Origin of the sequence: Pedococcus sp. KACC 23699, assembly GCF_045348425.1 — a bacterium.
Taxonomy (GTDB): Bacteria; Actinomycetota; Actinomycetes; order Actinomycetales; family Dermatophilaceae; genus Pedococcus.
In genome coordinates this window covers 670,375-692,182 of record NZ_CP157483.1, presented here as the reverse complement: position 1 = coordinate 692,182, position 21,808 = coordinate 670,375, and the positions used below count along the sequence as shown (strand labels likewise).

The following is a 21,808-nucleotide window of genomic DNA, read 5'->3' as shown; positions in this document are numbered from 1 at the left end:
GGCGACGCACAGGAACCGCACAGCGAGCGAGCCCACGGTGGAACCACCACCCACGAGAAGGGACCCATCCCATGAGCAAGCAGCGCAGCCCGCTGAGCCTGGCCCGTCGCTGGACGGCCGGCGCACTCCTCGCCACGACGCTCGGCGCCGGGGTGGTCGGGGTGCACCTGGCAACAGAACAGGGGCGAGCCACCGCCAGCGGCACCACCACGGGCGCAGGCACCACGAGTGCCGCAACGACCTCGTCGGGTGATGACAGCAGCTCGTCCGGCGGCGACGGGACCACGTCCAACACCACCTCGGGCTTCGGGTCCGTCTCCGGGGTCACGCCGGGCTCCAGCGCACCGCAGACCAGCACGAGCGGGTCGTGAGCGCCGTGGACACCCGGACCGCGCACGTCACGCAGAACGTGTTCACCGCCTCGGCCTCCTTCGACGCGATCGGCACCCACCACCACCTCATCGTCACGCGGCCCGAGACCCTCGGTGCCGCCATCGCCATCGCCCGCGACCACCTGACCGACCTCGACGCCGCCGTGTCACGGTTCCGCGACGACTCGGAGGTCAGCGCCCTCGCCCGACTTCGCGGCAGCGAGAGGGTGAGCACCGTCGTCTCGCCGGTGTTCGCGGACAGCCTGGCCGCGGCCCTGCACGCGGCCAGCCTCACCGACGGGCTCGTCGACCCCACCGTCGGAGCGGCCGTGATCGCGTCCGGGTACGACGCGGACCTCGACGAGGTCCGTGCCCGGGGCCGCCGACCGCACGTGCTGGGCAGCCACCGCGCCGCAGGGGTCGCCTCCGTCCCGGGATGGCGCAGCATCGAGCTCGACCAGGGGCTGCGCCGCGTGCGCGTGCCCGCCGGAACGGTCCTGGACCTCGGGGCGAGCGCCAAGGCGCATGCCGCGGACACCATCGCGATGCTGCTGGCCTCCCGCCTCGAGGGCGGCTTCCTGGTCAACCTCGGTGGGGACCTCGCGGTCTCCGGTGACCTGCCGCACGACGGGTGGCAGGTCGGTGTCGAGGGGACCCGGGGCGAGATCCGCCAGGTCGTCGCCAGCCGCGGCCAGGCGCTGGCCACCTCCTCGACGGGTCGTCGCACCTGGACCCAGCACGGCCAGCCCCGCCACCACATCCTCGACCCGCGGACCGGGCTCACCGCCCCCACCGTGTGGGAGCAGGTCACCTGCGCCGGGGCGACCGCCCTGGAGGCCAACGCCGCCTCCACGGCGGCAGTCGTCCTCGGAGCAGAGGCGCCGGCGTGGCTGGAGGCCCGCGGCATACCGGCTCGACTCGACCCGGCCGAAGGCGGACCGGTGGTCACCACCCCCGGCTGGCCGCACGAGGACACCCGCGGGAGGAGTGCGGCATGAACGAGCTCCTGTGGTTCGTGTCGCGGGCGACGGGCACCGCGAGCATCGTCCTGCTCACCGCGGTCCTCGTGCTCGGTGCCCTCACGGCCGGTCGGCGCAGCCGGTCGGTGAGCCAGACCGTCGTGGTCGGCCTGCACCGGTCGCTGGCCCTGGGCACCTCGGTGTTCCTGCTGGCCCACATCGCCACCGCGATCCTGGAGACCTACGTCAAGATCGACTGGATCTCGGCGGTCGTGCCGTTCACCTCCGGCTACCAGCCGCTGTGGGTGGGCCTCGGAACGCTCGCCTTCGACATCATCCTCGCGGTGGTCGCCACGTCGTTGCTGCGGCACCGGCTCTCCAGGCGGGTGTGGCGGGCCGTCCACCTCACCGCCTTCGCCCTGTGGCCGATGGCCCTGGTCCACGGCTACGCCATGGGCACGGCCAACGAGCCCATGCTTCGCCTCGTCCCCGTCGCGTGCGCCGTCGTCGGCGGCCTCGCCCTCACGTGGCGGGCCCTGGCCAGCCACGCCGACCACAACCGCCGCCAGGCAGTTCTCACCCAGGAGTGGTCATGAACCTCGTCGACGTCCTCGAGCAGGCCGGGCTCACCGGTCGCGGTGGTGCCGCCTTCAGCACCGCCACCAAGGTGCGGGCTGCCCGCGAGCACGGCGCCACCCTCATCGTCAACGCCTGCGACGGCGAGATCGGGGCCGTCAAGGACGCCTTCGTCGTCCAGCGCCACCTCCCCGAGCTCGTGCGCGGCGCGACGCTCGTGGCCGGCGCCAGGGTGAGGTATGCCGCCCACCGCGGCTCGGCGACCGAGGCCCGACTGCGCGCGGCCGGGCTCGACGTGCTGGCTGCACCGGCTCGGTACGTCTCCTCCGAGGAGACCTCGCTGATCTCGCTGGCCCAGGGTGGGCTCGCCCGGCCGATGACCAAGCGGGCGCCGTTCGTCCTAGGCGGCTCGGACAGCGCCGGGCGACGCATCGACCCCACCGTCGTGCTCAACGCCGAGACCCTGTGGCGGGTGGCCCAGGTGGTCGACCGTGGGGTCGACGGGCCGGGGTGGTTCCGCGGCCACGGGCTCCCCGACGAGCCCGGGCCGCGCCTGGTGGGTGTCGGTGGGGCCGTCTCCCTCCCGGGCGTCGTCAGCACGGCCGCCGGTGCCACCCTCGCCGCCATCCTCGAGGCCGCCGGCGCCGATCCCGGCCGCATCGGCCCCGTCATCGTCGGTGGCCTCGGCGGCATCGTCCTGCGACCCGAGGAGGCGGCCACGGTGACGTGGTCGCGAGCCGGGCTCGCGCCGTACGGGGGCTCGCCCGGCCCGGGTGTGGTCCACGTCCTGGACCCCGACAGCTGCCCCGTCGACGCGCTCGCGTCGTGGTTCGACCACGCAGCGGGGGAGAGCGCGGGCCAGTGCGGACCGTGCATGTTCGGCCTCCCCGCGATCGCAGCGGACTGGCACGAGCTGGCCGAAGGCCGGGGTGCAGTCCGCAGGGGGCAGGCCGGTGCTGCTCGCGAACGCCTCGCGCGCCGGGCGGCCTCGGTCACGGGCAGGGGCGCCTGCCGGTTCCCCGACGGCGTCGCCGGTCTGGCGACGTCCGCGCTGCGCGCCCTGTCGGACCACCTCGACGACCACGCCCACGGCGCCTGTGCCGTGGGCCAGACCCCCAGGAGCAGCCATGACCACGCCTTCGCGCACTGACCGCCCGAGGAGGGCCTCCGACCGCCCCACGGTGCGGGTGGACCGCGTCGCCTGCACCGGACACGGGGTCTGCGCCAGCCTGCTCCCAGGGAGCATCACGCTCGACGAGTGGGGCTACCCCGTGGTGCTCACGGAGGCCGAGGGTGGGGTCGACGACGGTGCCGAGGCGCGTGCGGCAGCAGTGCGCTGGTGCCCGGCCATGGCCCTCTACGTCGACCGTCGGAGCTGAGCTACGCCTTGTGGGGGAGGGCGGTGGTCGCCCCGTGCTCGGACCGGCACGCCGGCGACGCGCCACTATCAAGGTTCATGAGTTCGGGCAAATATCAGACTTCCGCTTGACGAACCCCGTATGACACGCGTGTAATTCCATTGTTGTCATCGGGTCGGTGGCGGCAACGGCACCGGGTCGAGGAGGAAGCCGTGCACGAACTTCAGTTGGTCGCCCTGGACGGCGGCGACGACACAGAGATGTCCTGGCAGGAGCGTTCGCTCTGCGCCCAGACGGATCCCGAGGCGTTCTTCCCTGAGAAGGGTGGGTCGACGCGAGAGGCCAAGAAGGTCTGCGTCGGGTGCGAGGTGCGCTCCGAGTGCCTCGAGTACGCCTTGTCCAACGACGAGCGCTTCGGTATCTGGGGCGGGCTGTCGGAGCGTGAGCGTCGCAAGCTCAAGAAGCGTGCGGTCTAGTCGCCTTCGTGGCGACCTGTGCGTGACGCCATGACGCTTGCCCCGCCGCACGGATCGGTCGACACCGATCTGCCGGTGGCGGTCGCCACCGTGACCGCGGTGCTGGTCCTGCGTGGACCCGCCTCGGCCCTGCCGCAGACCCTCGACGCACTGGCCCACCAGGCCCGCCGGCCCGACCGGTTGGTCGTCGTCGACTCCGGCGACGACGGCAACGCCGTCGAGACGGTCCGCGCCCACCTCGACCTCGCGGCCGCCATACCGGCCACCACCTACGTCACCGTGCCGTCGACGCTCTCCGTCGCCCAGGCCGTGCGAGCCGCGCTCGCGACCGAGCGCAGCGACTCCGACGTCGCAGGGCACGGCGATGCGGTGGACCCCCTCGCGCAGGCGCAGGTCCCGCACCTGTGGATCCTCACCGCCGACAGCGCCGCCGCCCCGATGACGCTGGCCAGGCTCCTCGACGCCGTGCGCCGCTCGCCGTCGGTCGGTGTCGCCGGTCCCAAGCTGCTCGACTGGACCGCGCCCGGCGCGCTGCGTTCGGTCGGGGTCCAGCTCACCCGCAGCGGCCGGGTCATCCCCTCGCCGGTGGTCGGGGAGCCGGACCAGGGGCAGTACGACCGCCGCTCCGACGTCCTCGCCGTGCCCTCGACCGGGATGCTCGTCGAGCGTGACCTCTTCGACCGCCTCGACGGCCCGGACCCGGTGTTCGGAGACTTCGGTGCCGACGTCGACTTCTCCTGGCGCGCGCACCAGGCCGGCCGCCGCGTCGTGGTCGTCCCGAAGGCCACCGTGCGCACGGGCGCACCGGCTCTCGAGGTCGCCGTCGATCAGGTGCCTGCGACCTCGGACGCCACCACGACCGCTGACTCCGCCACGACCGCCGCCGCTGACTCGGCCACGACGGCCACCAGCGCCGACTCCGCGACGAGGCGGCGACGCCAGGTCCGTCGGGTCGCGCTGACCCGGTGCGCGTGGTGGGCGCTGCCGCTGCTCGCCGTCTGGATCGCCGTGTCGAGCGCCGTCGCCGCGCTGGCCCTGCTCGTCGCCAAGCGTCCGCGCGCCGCCTGGGCCGAGCTGTCCGACCTCGGGGCGGTACTCACTCCGTGGCGCGTCCTGGGTGCCCGATGGCGTTCCCGCGGCACGCGCACCGTGCGCCGCCGCGACCTCACCGGCCTGTTCGTGCCGCCGTCCACTGTGCTGCGCCACACCAGTGACCTCGTCCACGACCAGGTGTCCTCCGACGACGGACGGCTCGCCACGTCGACGCAGACCGCGGTCGAGCCCGGGCCGGTCGCCGACGAGGTGCAGGACCTCCACGTCCTCGGCTCCACCTGGGCGTCGCGGTTCGCCCGCAACCCCGGCCTGCTCGCGGTCCTGCTCGTGGGCATCACCTCGCTCGTCGCGACCCGGTCGATGGGTGGCGGGGTCGTCGACCGCCTGTCCCAAGGGCTGGTGGGAGGCGAGCTCCTGGGCGTCCGCGCCACGGCCGGCGCGACCTGGCACGCCTGGCTGGACGGCTGGCACGGCGCCGGGCTGGGGCAGTCCGCCGAGCAGGGCCCGCACCTCGTCGTGCTCGCCGCCCTGGCCTGGCTGGTCGCCCACGTCCCGGTCGTCGGGGCCCCCGACAGTCCGCTCGGTGCCGCGACCGCAGTGCTCGTCACCTTCGCCATGCCGCTGGCCACCCTGACCGCATACCTCGCCGGTCGGGTCGTCACGCGGTCGGCCTGGCCGCGGGGGCTCGCGGCCCTGGCGTGGGGGAGCACCGCGGTGCTCACCACGGCGGTCGCCTCCGGGCGTCTCGGCGGGGTCGTCGCGGCGATCGTCCTGCCCCTGGTCGTCGCGGGGTTCGCCCTCGTCGCCCGACGGGGCGGGTCGGCGACCGCCACGGCAGCGACCGTGCTCGCCACCGCCGTGCTCGGGGCGTTCGTCCCGGCCTTCCTTCCGCTCGCAGCCCTCGTCGCCGTGCTCGTCGTCGTTCTGGGGAGCGGCTCCGCCCGGCTGCGCGGGCTGGCCCTGCTCGTCGGCCCCGTCCTGCTCCTCGGCCCCTGGGTGGCGGCCCTGGTCGAGCAGCCCCAGCTGTTCCTCACCGGTCCCGGGCTCTCCGTCTGGGGCGCGGGTCAGGCGCTGCCGTGGCAGCTCGCGCTGCTCCACCCCGGTGGCCCCGCGTCATACCCCGTGCTCGTCTCCGCCCCCATCGTCGTCGCCGGCGTCCTGGGCCTTGTCCGGGGCGGATCCGGCCGTGGCTGGGCGGCCTCCGCCCTGGCCGGGCTGGGTCTCGTGGGCCTCGGGTATGCCGTCCTCGCGCCCAGGCTGGTCCTCGGCCACGTGCCGGTGGGTGAGCCGGGAGCCGGGAGCGACATCACCGCTTGGTCCGGGACCGGGCTGTACCTGCTGGCCCTCGCCCTGTTGGCGGCCGCCCTGCTGGGGACCCAGGGACTCTCGGTGCGCCACTCGACCGGTGGCTGGCTGGCCCTGCTGCGATGGCCGATCGCGGCCGCCGTCATCGTGGCTGTCATCGCGGGCGTCGGCTGGACCACGTGGCGCACGCTGGGTGACACCCTCGGCGCCTGGACCGACCCGCGGCCGGCGGTCGCCGTCGACCAGGCAGAGAGCGGGATCGGCAACCGCATGCTGCTGCTCGAGCCCGGGAAGGCCGGCCTGGCCTACTCCCTGCTCGGTCGCGAGCCCGGTGACGTCGCACGGGTCCTGCCGGCCACCCAGCTCGGTCGACCCGGGACCACGGTCCTCGCCACCGCGGTCAGCCACCTGTTCGAGACCGGTGCCGCACCCGGCGAGCTCGACCCGGCCCGCGACCTGTCCGACCTCGCCGTCGGTTTCGTGGGCCTGCGCACCGACGGGGGCGACCCCCGCATCCGCGTCCTGGACGGCACGGCCGGCCTGAGCCGGCTGGGGGAGCACGACGGGGTGACGTTCTGGCGTGTCCTCGCCGGGGGCGCCGACAGCGTCGACGACGCGCTGGCCCCGTCCCGCGCGCGCATCGTGACGCGCACCTCGGACCAGGCGCTCCCGGTCGTCGGCGACCACGGTCGCCTCCTGGAGCGCGTGACGGTCCCCGCCTCGGCCTCGCTCGTGCTGGCCGAAACCGCCGACTGGGTGCGGCACGCCCGCGTCACCGTCGACGGCCACGTCCTCGCACCAGCCGGCGACACGGCGGCATACGGTCTCCCTGCCGGTCGGCACACGATCGCGGTCGAGGTGCTGCCGACCTCGCCGCTGTGGCGCTGGGCCCAGGGCGCGGCGCTGCTGCTCGCGCTGTTCCTCGCCCTTCCCTTCGGCAGGCGAACCTCCAGGAGGCAGCGGTGACCCCCGTCGTGACCGGGCTCCTGCGGAGCACGCTGGCTGCTGCTGCGGGGGTCGGCATCGTGCTCGGCGCGACCCATGTCCGCGGTGACCTCGCGGTGGCCCCGACCACCCCACCTGCGCTCGGCACCAGAGCCGACAGCCAGGCCGTCGATCAGGCCGTCACGGGGGCCTCGGTCGTGTGCCCCGGTCCGGAGCTGAGCGGGGTGGCCGGCGTCGGTGACATCGACGTCGCCCCACGGCTCGCGGCGGCAGCCGCGCCGTCGCGAGTGCTCACGGGTGTCACTCCTGCGGCGACGCCCGGCACGCTCGCCGCCACGGGCCTTCCGGGACGAACGGTGCTCAAGCCCCAGGCGGACCGTGGCACCACGGCACTAGCCGACCTCGCCGGGTCGGGTGCCGCAGCGGGCGGCGCCCTCGTCACGGCCACCCAGTCGATGGCGTCCGGCCTGGCTGCCGCGCAGTCATGGCTGGTGCCCTCCGGCGACCACCGGGCCCTGGCGTCGGCGGGCTGCGCCCCGGCGACCGCGGAGTCGTGGATCCTCGCGGGGGGAGGTGCCGCGGGCCGCCAGGAGCGGCTCGTCCTGACCAACCCCGGAGGCAACCCGGTGACGGTCGACGTGACCCTGCACGGGCCCGCAGGGGCCGTGCCGACGCCGCAGGGCAAGGGCCTGGTCGTGCCTGCCCGCGGACGCACCGTCTTCCTCCTCGACTCGATCTCCGGCGACCTGACCACGCCCGCGGTGCACGTCGTCGCCCAGGGCGGTGTCGTGTCGGCCGTGGTCAACGACCTGTGGCTCGACGGCACGCGGTCGGCGGGCTCCGACGACGCCGTGCCGGCGGCGGCCCCCTCCCGCGAGCAGGTCGTCCCCGCCGTCCTGGTCAACGGCGCCGCCGTCCTGCGGGTGCTCGTGCCGGGCGACAACGAGGCGGTCGTGCAGGCGCGGGTGCTGACGCCCCGCGGACCCAGGGCCCTGCCGACCGGAGGTGTCACCCGGGTCGACGGTGGCCGGGTGCGCGACATCGACATCACCAAGCTGCCCAAGGACGCCGTGGCCCTGCAGGTGCGGGCCGACGTGCCGGTCGTCGCTGCGGCGATGGTGACCCGTGGCTCGGCTCCTCGTCCGAGCGACCTCGCCTGGACGTCCTCCACCCCTGCCATCACGGGGGTCGCCGGCACCCCGCTGGCCGAGCCGCCCCGCGCGGCCCACCGCCTCTCACGCCAGCTGGTGCTGACCTCGACCGGCGGCGCCTGCGGCGTGGAGGTGGTCACGGTCGACACCCGCGGACGGTTGGCATCCGTCCGGCTCGACGTCGCCGCCGACTCCACGACGTCGCTGGACGCGGGTCGACTGAGCTCGGTGTGGGTCCACCGGACCTCCGGCACCGGTCAGCTGCGCGCGGGCGTGGTCTCGAGCGTCAGCGACTCCGAGGGCACGCTCATCACCGCCCAGCCCCTGCACGACACAGCCCTGCGGACGACCACCGTGGGCTTGCGCGAGGCACAGCCCTAGTCGGTCTCGCCGTCGCCGTAGCGCGGGTCGAGGTCACCGGGCTGCATACCGAAGAGGGCGGCCACCTGCTCCACCACCACGTCGGCGACGATGGCGGTGAGCTCGCGCTGGTCCTGGGCTCTGGCCTCCACGGGCCGGCGGTAGATGACGATGCGCGAGGGCTGGCGGCCGTGGCCGGGGATCACCCGACCGAGCGGCACGCCGTCGCGCTCCCACGGGGCGGGCTCGGTGGTCGGCACGTCCTCGACCGCGAACTCGACCTCGTGGATCCGCGTCCCCAGGCGACCTTCGAGCCGGGCGGCGCTGTCCAGCACCAGGTCGTCGAACCGCTGCCTGCGCGACACCATGGCCGGGACCGACGGCCAGGCCAGCGGACCGCGGACCCCGCGGCCGTGGCGGTCCCGGCGTGGGCCTGCGGCACGGGCCGCGGGAGAGCCGGGCGAAGTCACGTCCTCACCCTACGGCGTGCCGAGCAGGAGGGCGTGAGGTCCCGGCATAGAGTGCGCCCGTGAGTCTGTCCAGGAGGTGCTCCCGCACCGCGTGCCCCAAGGCCGCCATCGCCACGCTCACCTACGTCTACGCCGACCAGACCGCAGTGATCGGCCCGCTCGCGACGTATGCCGAGCCGCACACCTACGACCTGTGCGGGGACCACGCCGAAGGCCTCACCGCGCCGCGCGGGTGGGAGATCGTGCGGCTGTCGGGGGAGTACGTCGAGCCAGAACCGTCGCACGACGACCTGCTGGCCCTGGCCAACGCCGTCCGCGAGGCGGGGCGTCCCCGTCTCGGGGAGCAGCCGCAGGCGCGTTCGGCAGTGCGCTCCACCGCGCACCCCACCGTCGTGGCCTCCGACGAAGGTGCGTCCGGTGCGGTCGAGACGGGTCGCCGCGGGCACCTGCGCGTCCTGCGCGACCTCTGACCCCGCTAGGGTGCGATTCGGGACGGACCCGTGCCCGAGGCTCACCGTGCCGGAGCCAGGCGACAGCGCCCTGCGACCTCTTCGTCGGACTGAGCAGTCACGGCCCGGCAGACCTCCGGGTCATTGGTCAGCACCAAGCGCCCGGGGGTCTGCAGCGCCGTCAGCGCAGCCGTGGTGAGCACTTCGACACTCGTCTCGCCGTAGCGAGGCAGAGCGCCGTCGTCACGGTCAGCGGTCGCGGACCGTGCGGAGGACAGAGTGTGGAACCACTGGCTGCTTAGGGCCGGGTCGCGTCGGGCATCCGACCAGACGACCGTGGTGCGGGTCGCCACGGGGCTCGGCGTCGACAGCGCGGCTCTCAGGAGAGTCGTGCTGGACGAAGACGCGGTCGTGGCGTCATCCAGCACGGTTCGCGTCTGGACCGCCAGCGAGGCGGACGGCAACCCGGCCCAGAACCCCAGTCCCAGGGCCGCCACGGAGACTGTCGCGGCGCTGGCGACGAGCAGCCGCAAGGGGTTTGCGGACCCGGCCGGGACGGCGAAGCGGTCCAAGTTACCTGCGACGACTGGCAGGGCGCAGACGAGGACCACGAGCACGCACCCCGTGCCCAGCTTCCAGAAGTAGTAGGTCAGCTCGCCGAACGACAAGATCTGGAAGAGCCCCAGGGCCAGGACCATGCCCAGGCCGGTGAGGGCGACAGCGAACAGGGTGTTCCTGTCGGGGGCGGTCCTCGGCGTTCGCCATGAGGTCCAGCAGAGCAGCACTACGAGCAGGGGCGCACCGAGCAAGGCCACCACCGAAGGGGACGCGACCTCGCCGGTGGCGCCCAGCTGTCCACCCACCGACTCGGTAGGGCGCAGCAACGCCCAGCATGTGTGAGCAGTGAATGCCGCGGTCACGACCACCACCAGCGCGTCCGACCGGCGCCGTCGCCCCATGGCGGTGGCCAACAGCAATCTCGTCGAACCTACCGCAGCGAGCGGCAGCAGCAGTGGCCACTGGGCGACCAGGTAGAACAGGGCCGCCCAGAGCAGGATGAGGGAGGGGGTCTTGTCGATGCGCTGCGCCGGGCACACCAGGACGAGTGCCGTTGTCGCTGTGCACGCGAACAGGAAGCTGAGGTGGCCTTGGACCAGGGTGTGGGCGCCGGGGAAGCCGACGACGAGCCCGGCCGCACTGACCGCGACGCAGCAGCGACCGAAGACCGCTCGCCGCGGCAGCGGCTGGAGCGCGATCGCCGTGACGGCAGCAGCGAGCACCACGAAGAGCACTGCCTGCAGCTGCGTGTAGCGAACGAGCTCCACGGCGACCGAGGCCGGGGAGTCTCCCCACACGAGTCCTGCGAGAGTCGCGAGCACCCCGTGGAACTGTTGCGGGTAAGGCCCGAAGAAGCGAGACCCCTCGTGGCCCAACAGCTGCGCCAGTGGAGGAGCGACACCGCTCTCACGCTGGGCCAGGAACATGGAGAAGTGTGAGGCGTGATCCCACCCGGAGGTCGTCGTGACGTCAGTCAGCATGCCGAAGGCCGCTGCCGGCGAGGTGGGAAACGCCATCGGCGCTGCGACGACAGCAGCGGCGACGGCCACGAAGGGGATCAAGGCATCCGCGGCCGACGCACGGGGAAGGGTCGACCGCAGACCCTTCCTCCGTGCCGACCACCCGATGAATCCGGCCGTCAGTGACAGGGCCAGCGCGCCACGGCTTGGTATCTGGCCGAGCGCACTCGTGACCACCGCGGGCACCCAGGCGAGGAAGGCCCCGACACCGAGCGTCGCGCAGATGTTGATGGCCAGGCGGCGGTCCAGCCGTGTCGTCGTGGGCAGGAGCACCCAAACGGCGACCAGAGGCACGAGAGCCCAGAGCCCCCGACCTGCAAGGAACCAGACGGTCCCCAGAGTGGCAGCACCTGCGAGCGCTCCCGTGAGCAGGGCTGAAGGGTGGGGGGGCTGCCGAGTCCGGTCGTCAGCGACGTTCTCCGCAGGGGTCACCTCGCGCATGGTCGTGTTCACGGCGGTGTCTATCGGCGGGTGGTGGTGTGGGGCCGGCTGGCCATCGGGCGCTCCCTGGAACCTCGGCATCGGACGGGACGATACGAGATGGAGGCACAAGAGAAGGCGCATTCGGGTGGTTCGTGGACGGATGCCGGCCAAGCGACCCGAATGGCTGATCACTGTCGTCGACGACACCTGCGCGTCCTGCGCGACCTCTGACCCCGCTAGGGTTCGGGCGTGCCCACGCCGCAGCTCGCTGACTTCGTCAAGGCCTATGACGTCCGGGGCCTGGTCCCTGACCAGCTCAACGTCGACGTCGCCTGGGCCCTGGGTGCGGCCTTCGCGCGGGTGGTCGTGCAGGCGGACGGTGCCTCGGGCGTGGTGATCGGGCACGACATGCGCCCGTCGTCACCCGAGCTCTCGCGGGCCTTCGCCGATGGCGTCACCGCCCACGGGCTCGTCGCGACCCTGATCGGCCTGTGCAGCACCGACGGTCTCTATTACGCCAGTGGTGCGTTGGACCTGCCCGGCGCGATGTTCACCGCCAGCCACAACCCCGCGCAGTACAACGGGATCAAGCTCTGCCGCTCGGGTGCGCGACCCGTCGGCCAGGACTCCGGCCTCGCCGATGTGCGAGACCTCGCCCAGGAGCTGCTCGACACCGGCACGAGCGCCGGCCCGCCCGGCGTGACCCACGGGACCCTCGTCGAGCGCGACCTGCTCGGCGACTACGCCGCCTTCCTGCGTGGTCTCGTCGACCTCTCTGGCGGGCGCCACCTCAAGGTCGTCGTCGACGCGGGCAACGGCATGGGTGGCCACACCGTCCCCGCCGTCCTCGGCACGGGGGCCGGGCTGCCCGAGCTGCCGCTCGAGGTGGTGCCGCTCTACTTCGAGCTCGACGGGACGTTCCCCAACCACGAGGCGAACCCCCTCGAGCCCGAGAACCTGCGCGACCTGCAGGCTGCGGTCCTCGAGCACGGCGCCGACATCGGTCTGGCCTTCGACGGGGACGCCGACCGCTGCTTCGTCATCGACGAGCGCGGCGAGCCCGTCAGCCCCAGTGCCATCACGTCTCTCGTCGCCACCCGCGAGATCGCCCGCGAGGTCGAGGCCGGGGCGAAGGCCTCCGACGTGGCGGTCGTCTACAACGTCATCTCCTCGGCCGCGGTCCCCGAGATCATCGCCGAGCAGGGCGCCCGCGGCGTCCGCACGCGTGTCGGCCACTCGTTCATCAAGGGCGAGATGGCGCGCGAGGACGCGGTGTTCGGCGGTGAGCACAGCGCGCACTACTACTTCCGCGACTTCTGGTTCGCCGACACCGGGATGCTCGCGGCGATGCACGTCCTCGCCGCGCTCGGCGAGCAGAGCGAGCCGCTGAGCCGGCTGACCGCTGCATACAGCCGGTATGCCGCCTCGGGCGAGATCAACTCCACGGTCACCGACGCGGCGGCCTCCACCGCGACCGTCCGCGGGTGGGCCGAGGTCCAGGGCGCGGAGTTCGACGAGCTCGACGGGTTGACCGCGACGCACCCCGGCACCAACGACACCGACGACCGCATGTGGTGGCTGAACCTGCGGGCGTCCAACACCGAACCGCTGCTGCGGCTCAACGTCGAGGCTGCGGATGTAGCCACCATGGAACGGGTGCGGGACGATGTCCTCGCCCTGGTGAGAGGAGAAGGCTGATGGCTGAGCACACCACTGGAGCCACGATCGAGCCGTGGCTGCGCGAGATCCTGCGCTGCCCCGCCTGCCGTTCGGAGCTGGCTGACGCCTCGGGCGACACCGGTCCGGAGCTGCACTGCACGAATGCCGAGTGCGGCCTGCAATACCGCATCGACGACGGCGTGCCCGTCCTGCTGGTCGACGAAGCCCGCAAGCCGGCCTGACCCGAAGGCGGCGTCCGATGGCTCCCTACCTCGACGAGGCCCGCATCGACAACGAGGACGCGATCGCCGCCCTCGACAGCCACCAGACGCTGCGTGGCCTTGCGACGGCGGGCGCCCAGGTCCGTGAGGCCATCGACCTGTCCAGGGAGGGCGGGGTCGGCCGGGTGGCCGGTGGGGAGCGTCCACGGTCGGTGCTCGTGGCCTCGCTCGGCGGCTCGGCCGTGGTCAGCGACATCCTCGACCTGCTCGCCGAGCCGGGCTCCCCGGTGCCGGTCAGCGTGCGCCGCAACGTGCCGCTACCCGGCTGGGTCGGGCCGCTCGATCTGGTCATCGCGGTCTCCCAGTCGGGGCGTGCCGCAGGACCGTTGGCGCTGGCTGCCGAGGCTGCCCGACGTGGCGCGTCCCTGCTCACGGTCAGCGCATCGGACTCACCGCTCGCCGACGTCGCGGCCCAGGCACGCGGGGTGCACATCGACATCGGTCGCGGGCGAAGGACCTCGCGGACCGCGCTGTGGTCCCTGCTGGCGCCGGTGCTCCTCGCCGCCGGCGAGCTCGGGATCGTCGACGTGGGGGAGCGGGTCCTGCTCGACACGGCCGACCGGCTCGACGAGGTCGCGGAGGCGTGCCGGCCGTCGTCGGAGTCGTTCGTCAACCCGGCGAAGGTGCTCGCCACCGACCTCGCCGAAGGTGTGCCCGTCGTCCTCGGGGACGGCCCGCTCAACGGCGTCGCTGCCGGACGGGCCGCGTCGATGCTGGCCCGCACCGCGCGCCTGCCCGCCATCTCCGGCGAGCTGCCTGACGACGCCGCCCAGATCGTGGCGTGCTTCGACGGGCCCTTCACCACGGCGTACGGCGCGGCCGCCGCGGCGCGCAGCGGGTCCGGGTTCGGGAGCAGGAGTGACCAGGCGGACATCTTCACCGACCCGTTCCTCGACGGACCGGCCTCGCCGCGCCTCGGCCTCCTCATGCTCCGCGATGCGGCGCCCGAACCACCGACCCGCGAGGGGGTGGAGTCCGCAGCCCTGGTCGACGCCGTCGTCGAGGCCGCCCGCGAGGCTGGGGTGCGCGTCAGCGAGGTCACTGCTCAGGCGGGACACCCGCTCACTCGGCTCGCGGGTCAGCTCGCCACGACCGACTTCGCCGCCACGTACCTGGCGCTGGGGCTCGGACTCGACCCTGCAGTCTCGCCGCACGTGACCGACCTGCGTCACCGCACCGGCCGCTGACCCCGGCGCTACTGCGCGAGCCCAAGCACCTCGGCGGTCGGCAGGGAGGCCAGCTCTGTGGCCTCGACGACGATCTTGCTGGCTCGGATGCCGCTGCCGATGACGACCTGACCGGCCTCGACCACGGCCTGGTCGATGAGCACGGGCCAGTCCTCGGGCAGGCCGATCGGGGTGATCCCGCCGAACTCCATCCCCGTGAGGGCCACCGCGTCGTCCTGGGCGGCGAAGCTGATCTTGCGTACGTCGAGGTGACGCCGGACGACGCCGTTGATGTCGGCCCGTGTCGAGGCGAGCACGACCACGGCGGCGTAGCGGACCGCGCCGGCCCGTTTGCCTGCCACCACGACGCAGTTGGCCGAGTGCTCGGGAGGGCTCGCGTACTCGTCGCAGAAGGCCGCCGTATCCGCCAGCGTCGGATCGATGGGGGCGACCTTCGCGCTGGGCGTCTGGCCCAATGCCCCTGCAACTGGCGGGGCGAGGAGGGCAGGGTGCTCGGTGGCCGGTTCCCAGGTCAGGTTTCCTTCGGCAGCAGTCACTTGCGCAGGCTACCCAGCCGTCCCGCGCCGCAGGAGCGCGTATCCCGCGTCGCGGGCAGCAATCCGCCAACCGCGCCGCTCGAGCGCTCCGACGAGACCGGCGCCCTCGTCGACGACGACGACCGTCGGGTGGAGCGCGTCGAAGCGGCTCTCCCAGCCGGGGACCGCGGCAATGACGGCGAGGTAGTCACGTGCCTTTGCCGGACCGTAGAGCTCGGCGCGGGTGTCGGCAGTGTGCTCGAGCTCCGGGTGGCTCCACATCAACCACCCGCCGAGGGTGTCGCTGTTCCAGACCACGGTGCCGGCGGGGAGCGACGCCAGCTGGGTGTCGAAAGCCGTGGGTACCTGCTGCGGCTCCTTCGGGCCAGCGGCGGCAAGGACGGCGGCGAGGACGACACTGAGGAGCGCGGCAGCGCCGACGAGGGCGACCTCGGCCCGGCCGGCCTTGGGGCGGGCGCGACCCACCCCCTGGTCGAGAGCCTGCGCCGCCAGTGGCGCGAGGATGATCGCCCCGATGGCCACCGTTCGCATCGAGCTGGATGCCCAACCGACGCCCACGGCCCAGAGGAGGACGTGCGCCCAGCCCGGTCGGCGGCGAGCCGCTACCCAGAGCAGCGGGACGGCAACCGCCAGGCCGAGGGTGATGAGCACCGAGGGGCTGCTCAGGGTCGGCAGCCGCCACTCGGCGATGTAGGGGCTGACGGCACGCACGGTGGCGAAGCTCTCGTAGAGCCGGGGCCCGAGGGGCGTGGCCACGGTGCCCAACGCCCCGCCGACCACGACGCCCGCCAAACGGACGAGTTGGTTGCGGGGCCACCTGCGGTCGAGGGCAAGCCCGACGACGGCGGCCGCCCCGACAGACACGCCGGCGACCCAGGTGCCGTGGCTGCAGGCCCAGAGCCACATCACCGCCAGGAGCCACCAACGGGGCCGCCCGTCCCGGAGGGTCCGGTGCCACGTGAGGACCACCACCCCGAGCAGGATGAAGCCGACGAGCTGGGGCCGGGGGCTGAGGCTGTCGGCGGTGCCGAGGACGCCCGCGCTTGCCACCACGGAAGCGGCGAGAGGTCCAGCCACCGAGCGGCAGGCGACGAAGATCGTGAGACACACGAGGATCCGGGCGACGTGGGCAGTCCACGTGACGGCGGCCAGGCCGCCGAGGTGGTTCGCCAGCGCCATACCCAGCTCGGGGAGCCACTGGTTGAGCACCCACGGCTGCGTGGTGAATCGCGACAGGGGGTCGGGGCCGGCGAGCTCGTGAGTGGCCCACAGGTGCTCCCCCGCGAGGATGTGCCACAGGGTGTCGGGGTCCGAGATGCCCGCGGCCGCGTGCCGCGCCAGGGCCACCAGCATCAGCCCGAAGAGCACCAACGGGCTCCACCGCAGCAGGGGGGTGGAAGTGCCACCTTCGAGCGGTGGCGCGACGACCGTCCGCGGGTCCGCCGAGCTCATCGCAGTGACGGGGGGCTGGCCGCGAGAAACTGCTGGAGACTGGCGGCGTTGACCCCGACCGTGGTGCTCAGGCGCAGGTTGCGGACGACAAGGGCAGCCTGCTCGCGCCCCTCGGTGCCCGGGACGGGCGCGATGCCCCCGGTGGCCTCGAGCGTGACCTTGGTGCTGCCCCGAGGTGCTGTCAGGTCAACCGACACCTCTTGGGGCCGGGTGTCGGAGACCCGCACGACCTGGCGTTGGATGCCCGGCCCGGAGATGGTCACGCTGCGCTGCTCGGGCCCGGTGCTAGACAGCTCGAAGGTCAGCGTGGTGGGGACCGGCGCGGCACCCATGTTGCTCAGCGTGACGAGCGCCGTCGGGCCGGTCGTCTGTGACGGGACGCCGTCCGAGAGCTTCACGAGGGACCCACCGAGGCTGGCGACGACGGGACGCAGGACGGCATCCCTGCGCTGCTGGCCGGCCCCGCTGAGACGGGCGGCCAGCGGCCTCAGGTCGTAGGCCGCCAGGCTCTCTCCAGCCGCGGTGGCGACCGGCTCCCCGAGGAGGTCACCGGTCAGGTCGGTCGGGTCGCCGCTGCCTGCGTACCCGTCGCGGTCGATCGAGACGGCGCAGAATCCCGCAGCTGCCACGTCCTCGAGCAGTCGGCGCTGGTCGCTCACCGGGAGTGCCTGCTGCCAGTCGCTTCGCTGCGTCCCACGGATCGCGCCGTAGCTCCACGAGAGCGAGTCGGGAGAGGAGATAGACGGCAGGAGGTGGTCGTAGTCGGCCATGTTCCCGGGTGGGGCTTCCTCGGGATATGCCACGACCGGGAGCTGGAAGATGGCACACCCCCCACCCACCGTGTCGGACAGGTGCTCGGCATACGTCTCCAGCTCGGTGCGTTGCAGGGCAAGGTGTCGGTAGTCGGGGGCCACAGCCGGGTTCGTCTGGTCGAGGACGCCGACGGTGGTGACGAGGACCGCAGCCACCCACGCGACGGACCGACCATGTCGCCGACCGAGTCGGCTCAGCCCTAGGCCCGCGGCCAGCAGCCCGAGGAGGGCGATGAACACGACGAACCGGGACCAGGTGCGGATCTGTGGTGTCAGGAACAGGGCGACGACGGAGCCAAGGCCGCCCTTCGTGTAGAAGGCCAGGCTGACCAGGGTGAGGGCGGCGAGCAGGCCCCACGTGGCCGAGATCCGACGTCCCGTGGCCAGCGAGGCGACGCACCTCCAGAGGATGGCCACGACCCCCACCAGGGCGACCAGCCCGAGGGCCGGGTGCTCCACGTTCGGTGGCGCTGCTATCCCGTAGGCCCGGGAGAGGAACTGCAGCGGAGCCGCCCGGTGCTCGTGCCAGGGCAGGACGAGCTCGATGAGCTTGCCCGCATACAGCTCGGACTCACCGATCCCACGGGTGGCTGGCAGTGCACCCGTGACCAGGTCACCGGCGCGACCCCGCGTGGCGGCGAACAGTGAGACACCGCAAAGGATTCCGATGCCGGCGGCGGCCGTGGCACCGGGGAGAAGCTGCACCGCGCGGGTGCCGCTGGCCAGGCGGAGCACGAGCACGACGCCGAGCAGGATGAGGGTGAACGCCACGTAGTAGACGTCCGCGAGGCCGATCGCGACGACGATCGCGACGGTGCGGAAGGTCATCCACCGGGCGTGGCGGGCGACGTGCCCCCCAGCTCGAAGACTCGAGTGCGGCGGCAGCAGGGGTTCGCCGCGAGCCACACGGACGATGAGCCAGACGGCGAGCGGGACCATCCAGTACGACGCCAGCCACAGGTGGTCGAACCACTGCTGGTGACCCGGGATGACGGAGAAGAGCACCCCGGTGGCCACGGCGGCGGGCCTGGTGAGCCCGAGCTCGCGCGCGAGCCAGTAGGCGGTGAGGGCAGCAGCGGGGAAGCCGATGAGGAAGAAGACCGCGCTCGCCGTCGCCGCCGAGTCGGTGAAGAGTCCCAGGGCCTTGATGACGGAGAAGTTGAGGACGTCTGCCGTCGTGAACCATGCCTGGTTGAGACCGAAAGGCGCGCCGACGTGGTGGTTGACCTGGTACCAGTCGGATCGGAGGATCGCGTCGACCTGGACCAGAATCTGAGGTGCGTCCCCGGACAGCGACAACGGCACCCCGGGACGCCACTCCCACAGCCTCAGTGCCTGCATCGCGGCAACGATCGACGACACGACGGCCACGACCGGGCCGGCCGCAGCGCGCAGTCGATGGCTGTCGCGGTTCACGGGCAGGAGTATCGCGGTTCTGGTGTGGCGGAAGGGACGGACGACACAGAAAAGTCCGAAGGGACCAGCCAGGGGACGAGCGCCCGAGAGAGGGTGACAGCTTCTCCGGGGAGACGAGCGGTCAGTAGCCCTTGCGCCGGTGGAGCACCTGCACGACCGCCACGACGACAGCGCCCACGATGAGGCCGAGGATCGCCGAGCCAACGGTGTTCGTGAGCCAGCCGAGGACGCTACCCAGGGCGCCCGTGGCATCGTGCACCGCCTCCTCGGCGTGGTGCACGAGCTCGTATGGCGCGTGCAGCCCGAGCTCGTCGAGGCCGACCAGGAGGATGTGGCCGCCCACCCAGATCATCGCCGCGACCCCGACGACCGAGAGGGTCGACAGCAGTGGCGGCATGGCGCGGAGCAGGCCGTTGCCGAACGAGCGACCGAACCCTGAGCCCGTCTTGGACAGGTGGAGGCCCACGTCGTCCATCTTGACGATGAGCGCAACGACGCCGTACACGAGCACGGTGATAGCCAGGGCGACGACGATCAGGATGACCGCGCGGCTGAGGAGGGGCTCGGACTTCACCTCGTTGAGGGAGATCACCATGATCTCGCCGGAGAGGATGAAGTCGGTGCGGATGGCGCTGCTGGTGATCTGCTTCTCATCGGCGGTCTTCTCCGCGTCGTCGCCGTGAGCCGCATCCTCGCCGCCGTGGGCGATGCGCTCCCAGATCTTCTCGACTCCCTCGAAGCAGAGGTAGGTGCCGCCGAGCATCAGCAGTGGCGTCAGCGCCCAGGGGAGGAACTGGCTGAGCAGAAGGGCCGCGGGCAGGATGAACAGCAGCTTGTTGCGCAAGGAGCCGACGGCGATCTTGCGGATGATCGGCAGCTCACGCTTCGGATCGATGCCCTCGACGTAGCGGGGCGTAACGGCGGTGTCGTCGACGATGACGCCGGCTGCCTTGGCGCTCGCCCGGCCGGCAGCGGCTCCGACGTCGTCGATCGAGGCTGCGGCGGCCTTGGCCAGCACCGCCACGTCGTCGAGCAGTGCGAACAGTCCCCCCGCCATCAGCGTCCGCTCTCGAGGGTGGTTGCGGTCAGGGGCGCTGAGGTGGGTGGCACGTCGCACAGCGTAGATGAGCACGCGGTCGCGGCGCCGGAGCAGGACGCCTGAACCACGGATACGCTGACCGTCATGTCAGCAGAGGGTGGGACCACGGCGATCCTGGCGGCGCTAGGCGCCAACATCGGGATCGCCGTCACGAAGTTCGTCGCCTTCCTGCTCTCGGGGTCGAGCTCGATGCTGGCGGAGTCCGTGCACTCCCTCGCCGACTCCGGCAACCAGGGCCTGCTCCTCCTCGGAGGGAAGAAGTCCAAGCAAAAGGCGACTCCCGAGCACCCCTTCGGGTTCGGCCGGGAGCGCTACGTCTATGGCTTCGTCGTCAGCATCGTGCTCTTCAGCCTCGGCGGCCTGTTCGCCCTGTACGAGGCCTACCACAAGTACCACGAGAGCCAGCTGCACGGTGGGGCCATCACCAGCTGGCAGTGGCTGCCCATCGCGGTCCTCGTCTCGGCCATCGTCATGGAGGGCTACTCGTTCCGCACGGCGGTCCGCGAGAGCAACCGCTCAAGGGGTTCGCGCACCTGGCCCCAGTTCATCCGGTCAGCCAAGGCGCCCGAGCTCCCCGTGGTCCTGCTTGAGGACTTCGCCGCCCTCATCGGCCTGGTCTTCGCTCTCATCGGTGTCTCGTTGACCCTCGCCACCGGCAGCGGGATCTGGGACGCCCTCGGCACCGGGGCGATCGGCCTTTTGCTCGTCACGGTGGCCATCGTCCTGGCGATCGAGATGAAGTCGCTGCTCATCGGGGAGTCGGCGACACCGAGGGCGAGGAAGCGGATCGAGGAGGCGCTCGCGTCGCCCGACGGGATCGAGCGGGTCATCCACGCCAAGACGCTGCACCTCGGGCCGGAGGAGCTGCTGGTGGCCGCGAAGATCGCGGTCTCACCCGGCTCGGACGCAGCCGCCATCGCCGATGCCATCAACCGCGCCGAGGCCGCCGTACGGGCAACTGAGCCGAACCTCACCCTCGTGATCTACCTCGAGCCCGATATCGACACCCGGACCAACGCCTAGCCAGAGCCGGATTACCGCGGTGTCTCGCTCGACGACGTGGTGGCGGCGTTGTGGCCTCGCACGCAGGGTAGGACCTCAGTCCGTCAGGACTCCTTGAAGAACACGACGTCTGCCTGGAGCATCTGTCCGGACTTCTCGGTGAATCCGGGGTCGATCGACATGGGCACCATGTCGTGGTCCTCCGCCCAGCTGAACACATCTCGCCATGGCATGTCGCCGGTATAAGTGGGCACGAAGGACAGCTCGAACTGGGCACCGACGAGGTTGGGCGCCCCCAGCAGCTGCTGCCCCCCGTCGAGCACTTGGCGTTCGTACCCCTGGACGTCGAGCTTGAGGAAGGTGCGGTCATTCGGACCGACAAGCCCCTCGGCGACGACGTCATCCAGTCGCCGCTGCGCAACGTCCTCAGTGCCCGTGTAGCGCGCGAAGGGTGCTGCTTGCTCGAGCCGGCTGGTCATCGGCAGCATCGAGCTGCTTGCCCCTTGGTTCGCTGCGACGTTCATCTGGACAACGGCCTCCGAAGGACCCAGAGCGCATTGCACCGTCGTCCATGACGGGTCCTTCGAGGCGACCGCTTCCAGGCGGCGGAACGGCCCCGGCAACGGTTCGAAGGACACCATTCGTCCCCTGAAGCCGTGACCTCGGATTCCAGACGCGAACTGTCCCTCGTTCGCCCCGACATCTAGCACGACGTCGACGTGGTGACGACCCAACAAGCTCGCCAGTCGGAACTGCGGATCGCCTTGGGGAAAACGGAGCAGATCCACACCGAACTTCTGGGCAGTCCGCTTCAGAAAGACGTGCAAGGAGGGCATGCTGCACACCATAGTCACCGTCGAGCCGTCCGAGCGGGTCACCTGAACGCGTCCT

20 protein-coding genes are annotated in these 21,808 nt (G+C 72.2%); 13 read left to right on the top strand and 7 right to left on the bottom strand.

The genetic code is table 11. The features are described 5' to 3' along the window. Positions 1 to 71 precede the first annotated feature (71 nt). The 8 genes from ABEG17_RS03190 (at position 72) to ABEG17_RS03155 (ending at position 8,575) form a co-directional block, all read left to right on the top strand. On the top strand, positions 72 to 371 hold the full coding sequence (locus tag ABEG17_RS03190) for a hypothetical protein (protein ID WP_406831835.1): 300 nt from the start codon (positions 72 to 74) through the stop codon (positions 369 to 371). Beyond that, positions 368 to 1,369, top strand: a complete 1,002-nt coding sequence (locus tag ABEG17_RS03185) for an FAD:protein FMN transferase (RefSeq protein WP_406831834.1) — start codon at positions 368 to 370, stop codon at positions 1,367 to 1,369. The genes ABEG17_RS03190 and ABEG17_RS03185 overlap by 4 nt, the downstream gene beginning before the upstream one ends. Continuing rightward, a complete protein-coding gene (locus ABEG17_RS03180) occupies positions 1,366 to 1,926 on the top strand; it encodes a hypothetical protein (RefSeq protein WP_406831833.1) in 561 nt (186 codons plus the stop codon). The genes ABEG17_RS03185 and ABEG17_RS03180 overlap by 4 nt, the downstream gene beginning before the upstream one ends. After that, positions 1,923 to 3,056 carry an NADH-ubiquinone oxidoreductase-F iron-sulfur binding region domain-containing protein gene (locus tag ABEG17_RS03175; RefSeq protein ID WP_406831832.1) on the top strand — a complete coding sequence of 378 codons (1,134 nt, stop codon included), beginning with the start codon at positions 1,923 to 1,925 and terminating at the stop codon, positions 3,054 to 3,056. Before ABEG17_RS03180 ends, ABEG17_RS03175 begins: the two co-directional genes overlap by 4 nt. Continuing rightward, positions 3,034 to 3,285: a ferredoxin gene (locus tag ABEG17_RS03170; RefSeq protein ID WP_406831831.1), complete on the top strand. Its 252-nt coding sequence runs from the start codon at positions 3,034 to 3,036 to the stop codon at positions 3,283 to 3,285. The genes ABEG17_RS03175 and ABEG17_RS03170 overlap by 23 nt, the downstream gene beginning before the upstream one ends. Positions 3,286 to 3,524: 239 nt before the next feature. Then, positions 3,525 to 3,740 carry a WhiB family transcriptional regulator gene (locus tag ABEG17_RS03165; protein ID WP_200947759.1) on the top strand — a complete coding sequence of 72 codons (216 nt, stop codon included), beginning with the start codon at positions 3,525 to 3,527 and terminating at the stop codon, positions 3,738 to 3,740. A gap of 30 nt (positions 3,741 to 3,770) precedes the next feature. Beyond that, the gene (locus ABEG17_RS03160; protein WP_406831830.1) at positions 3,771 to 7,064 is read left to right on the top strand and encodes a glycosyltransferase; all 3,294 of its coding nucleotides are present in this window, start codon (positions 3,771 to 3,773) and stop codon (positions 7,062 to 7,064) included. Next, entirely contained in the window at positions 7,061 to 8,575 is a 1,515-nt protein-coding gene (locus ABEG17_RS03155) for a DUF5719 family protein (RefSeq protein WP_406831829.1), read from the top strand. The genes ABEG17_RS03160 and ABEG17_RS03155 overlap by 4 nt, the downstream gene beginning before the upstream one ends. Here the strand turns inward: ABEG17_RS03155 and ABEG17_RS03150 are convergent. Continuing rightward, positions 8,572 to 9,024, bottom strand: a complete 453-nt coding sequence (locus ABEG17_RS03150; RefSeq protein WP_406831828.1) for a metallopeptidase family protein — start codon at positions 9,022 to 9,024, stop codon at positions 8,572 to 8,574. The genes ABEG17_RS03155 and ABEG17_RS03150 overlap by 4 nt on opposite strands. 59 nt (positions 9,025 to 9,083) lie before the next feature. On the opposite strand from ABEG17_RS03150, the gene ABEG17_RS03145 reads away from it, so the two are divergent. Continuing rightward, a complete protein-coding gene (locus ABEG17_RS03145) occupies positions 9,084 to 9,494 on the top strand; it encodes a DUF3499 domain-containing protein (RefSeq protein WP_406831827.1) in 411 nt (136 codons plus the stop codon). A 41-nt stretch (positions 9,495 to 9,535) separates the two neighbouring features. Here ABEG17_RS03145 and ABEG17_RS03140 read toward each other — a convergent pair whose 3' ends face one another. Beyond that, positions 9,536 to 11,503, bottom strand: a complete 1,968-nt coding sequence (locus ABEG17_RS03140) for a hypothetical protein (RefSeq protein ID WP_406831826.1) — start codon at positions 11,501 to 11,503, stop codon at positions 9,536 to 9,538. 219 nt (positions 11,504 to 11,722) lie between these two features. On the opposite strand from ABEG17_RS03140, the gene ABEG17_RS03135 reads away from it, so the two are divergent. From ABEG17_RS03135 to ABEG17_RS03125, 3 genes are read left to right on the top strand one after another with little or no spacing between them, the layout of a single operon-like run. After that, entirely contained in the window at positions 11,723 to 13,171 is a 1,449-nt protein-coding gene (locus ABEG17_RS03135; RefSeq protein WP_406831825.1) for a phosphomannomutase/phosphoglucomutase, read from the top strand. Further along, the gene (locus ABEG17_RS03130) at positions 13,171 to 13,374 is read left to right on the top strand and encodes a Trm112 family protein (RefSeq protein ID WP_406831824.1); all 204 of its coding nucleotides are present in this window, start codon (positions 13,171 to 13,173) and stop codon (positions 13,372 to 13,374) included. The genes ABEG17_RS03135 and ABEG17_RS03130 overlap by 1 nt, the downstream gene beginning before the upstream one ends. A 17-nt stretch (positions 13,375 to 13,391) precedes the next feature. Continuing rightward, the gene (locus ABEG17_RS03125) at positions 13,392 to 14,600 is read left to right on the top strand and encodes an SIS domain-containing protein (protein ID WP_406831823.1); all 1,209 of its coding nucleotides are present in this window, start codon (positions 13,392 to 13,394) and stop codon (positions 14,598 to 14,600) included. Positions 14,601 to 14,608: 8 nt separating this feature from the next. Here the strand turns inward: ABEG17_RS03125 and ABEG17_RS03120 are convergent, their stop codons facing one another. From ABEG17_RS03120 to ABEG17_RS03105, 4 genes are all read right to left on the bottom strand, one after another. After that, entirely contained in the window at positions 14,609 to 15,136 is a 528-nt protein-coding gene (locus ABEG17_RS03120; RefSeq protein WP_406831822.1) for a YbaK/EbsC family protein, read from the bottom strand. 9 nt (positions 15,137 to 15,145) lie between these two features. Beyond that, on the bottom strand, positions 15,146 to 16,588 hold the full coding sequence (locus ABEG17_RS03115) for a hypothetical protein (RefSeq protein ID WP_406831821.1): 1,443 nt from the start codon (positions 16,586 to 16,588) through the stop codon (positions 15,146 to 15,148). Continuing rightward, positions 16,585 to 18,816 (bottom strand): hypothetical protein, encoded by a 2,232-nt coding sequence (locus tag ABEG17_RS03110; RefSeq protein ID WP_406831820.1) that lies wholly within the window; start codon positions 18,814 to 18,816, stop codon positions 16,585 to 16,587. Before ABEG17_RS03110 ends, ABEG17_RS03115 begins: the two co-directional genes overlap by 4 nt. Positions 18,817 to 18,937: 121 nt before the next feature. Continuing rightward, complete coding sequence (locus tag ABEG17_RS03105) at positions 18,938 to 19,873, bottom strand: DUF808 domain-containing protein (RefSeq protein ID WP_406831819.1); 936 nt, start codon at positions 19,871 to 19,873, stop codon at positions 18,938 to 18,940. 126 nt (positions 19,874 to 19,999) lie between these two features. On the opposite strand from ABEG17_RS03105, the gene ABEG17_RS03100 reads away from it, so the two are divergent. Beyond that, on the top strand, positions 20,000 to 20,938 hold the full coding sequence (locus ABEG17_RS03100) for a cation diffusion facilitator family transporter (RefSeq protein ID WP_406831818.1): 939 nt from the start codon (positions 20,000 to 20,002) through the stop codon (positions 20,936 to 20,938). 83 nt (positions 20,939 to 21,021) lie between these two features. Here the strand turns inward: ABEG17_RS03100 and ABEG17_RS03095 are convergent, their stop codons facing one another. Further along, positions 21,022 to 21,753: an FkbM family methyltransferase gene (locus tag ABEG17_RS03095; protein ID WP_406831817.1), complete on the bottom strand. Its 732-nt coding sequence runs from the start codon at positions 21,751 to 21,753 to the stop codon at positions 21,022 to 21,024. Between the last annotated feature and the right edge of the window lie 55 nt (positions 21,754 to 21,808).

What these genes read in the sequence shown, in the direction of transcription:
- ABEG17_RS03190 (WP_406831835.1), top strand. Translation starts at nt 72, where the DNA reads ATGAGCAAGCAGCGCAGCCCGCTGAGCCTGGCCCGTCGCTGGACGGCC.
- ABEG17_RS03180 (WP_406831833.1), top strand. Translation starts at nt 1,366, where the DNA reads ATGAACGAGCTCCTGTGGTTCGTGTCGCGGGCGACGGGCACCGCGAGC.
- ABEG17_RS03175 (WP_406831832.1), top strand. Translation starts at nt 1,923, where the DNA reads ATGAACCTCGTCGACGTCCTCGAGCAGGCCGGGCTCACCGGTCGCGGT.
- ABEG17_RS03170 (WP_406831831.1), top strand. Translation starts at nt 3,034, where the DNA reads ATGACCACGCCTTCGCGCACTGACCGCCCGAGGAGGGCCTCCGACCGC.
- ABEG17_RS03165 (WP_200947759.1), top strand. Translation starts at nt 3,525, where the DNA reads ATGTCCTGGCAGGAGCGTTCGCTCTGCGCCCAGACGGATCCCGAGGCG.
- ABEG17_RS03160 (WP_406831830.1), top strand. Translation starts at nt 3,771, where the DNA reads ATGACGCTTGCCCCGCCGCACGGATCGGTCGACACCGATCTGCCGGTG.
- ABEG17_RS03130 (WP_406831824.1), top strand. Translation starts at nt 13,171, where the DNA reads ATGGCTGAGCACACCACTGGAGCCACGATCGAGCCGTGGCTGCGCGAG.
- ABEG17_RS03125 (WP_406831823.1), top strand. Translation starts at nt 13,392, where the DNA reads ATGGCTCCCTACCTCGACGAGGCCCGCATCGACAACGAGGACGCGATC.
- ABEG17_RS03115 (WP_406831821.1), bottom strand. Translation starts at nt 16,588, where the DNA reads ATGAGCTCGGCGGACCCGCGGACGGTCGTCGCGCCACCGCTCGAAGGT.
- ABEG17_RS03105 (WP_406831819.1), bottom strand. Translation starts at nt 19,873, where the DNA reads ATGGCGGGGGGACTGTTCGCACTGCTCGACGACGTGGCGGTGCTGGCC.
- ABEG17_RS03100 (WP_406831818.1), top strand. Translation starts at nt 20,000, where the DNA reads ATGTCAGCAGAGGGTGGGACCACGGCGATCCTGGCGGCGCTAGGCGCC.
- ABEG17_RS03095 (WP_406831817.1), bottom strand. Translation starts at nt 21,753, where the DNA reads ATGCCCTCCTTGCACGTCTTTCTGAAGCGGACTGCCCAGAAGTTCGGT.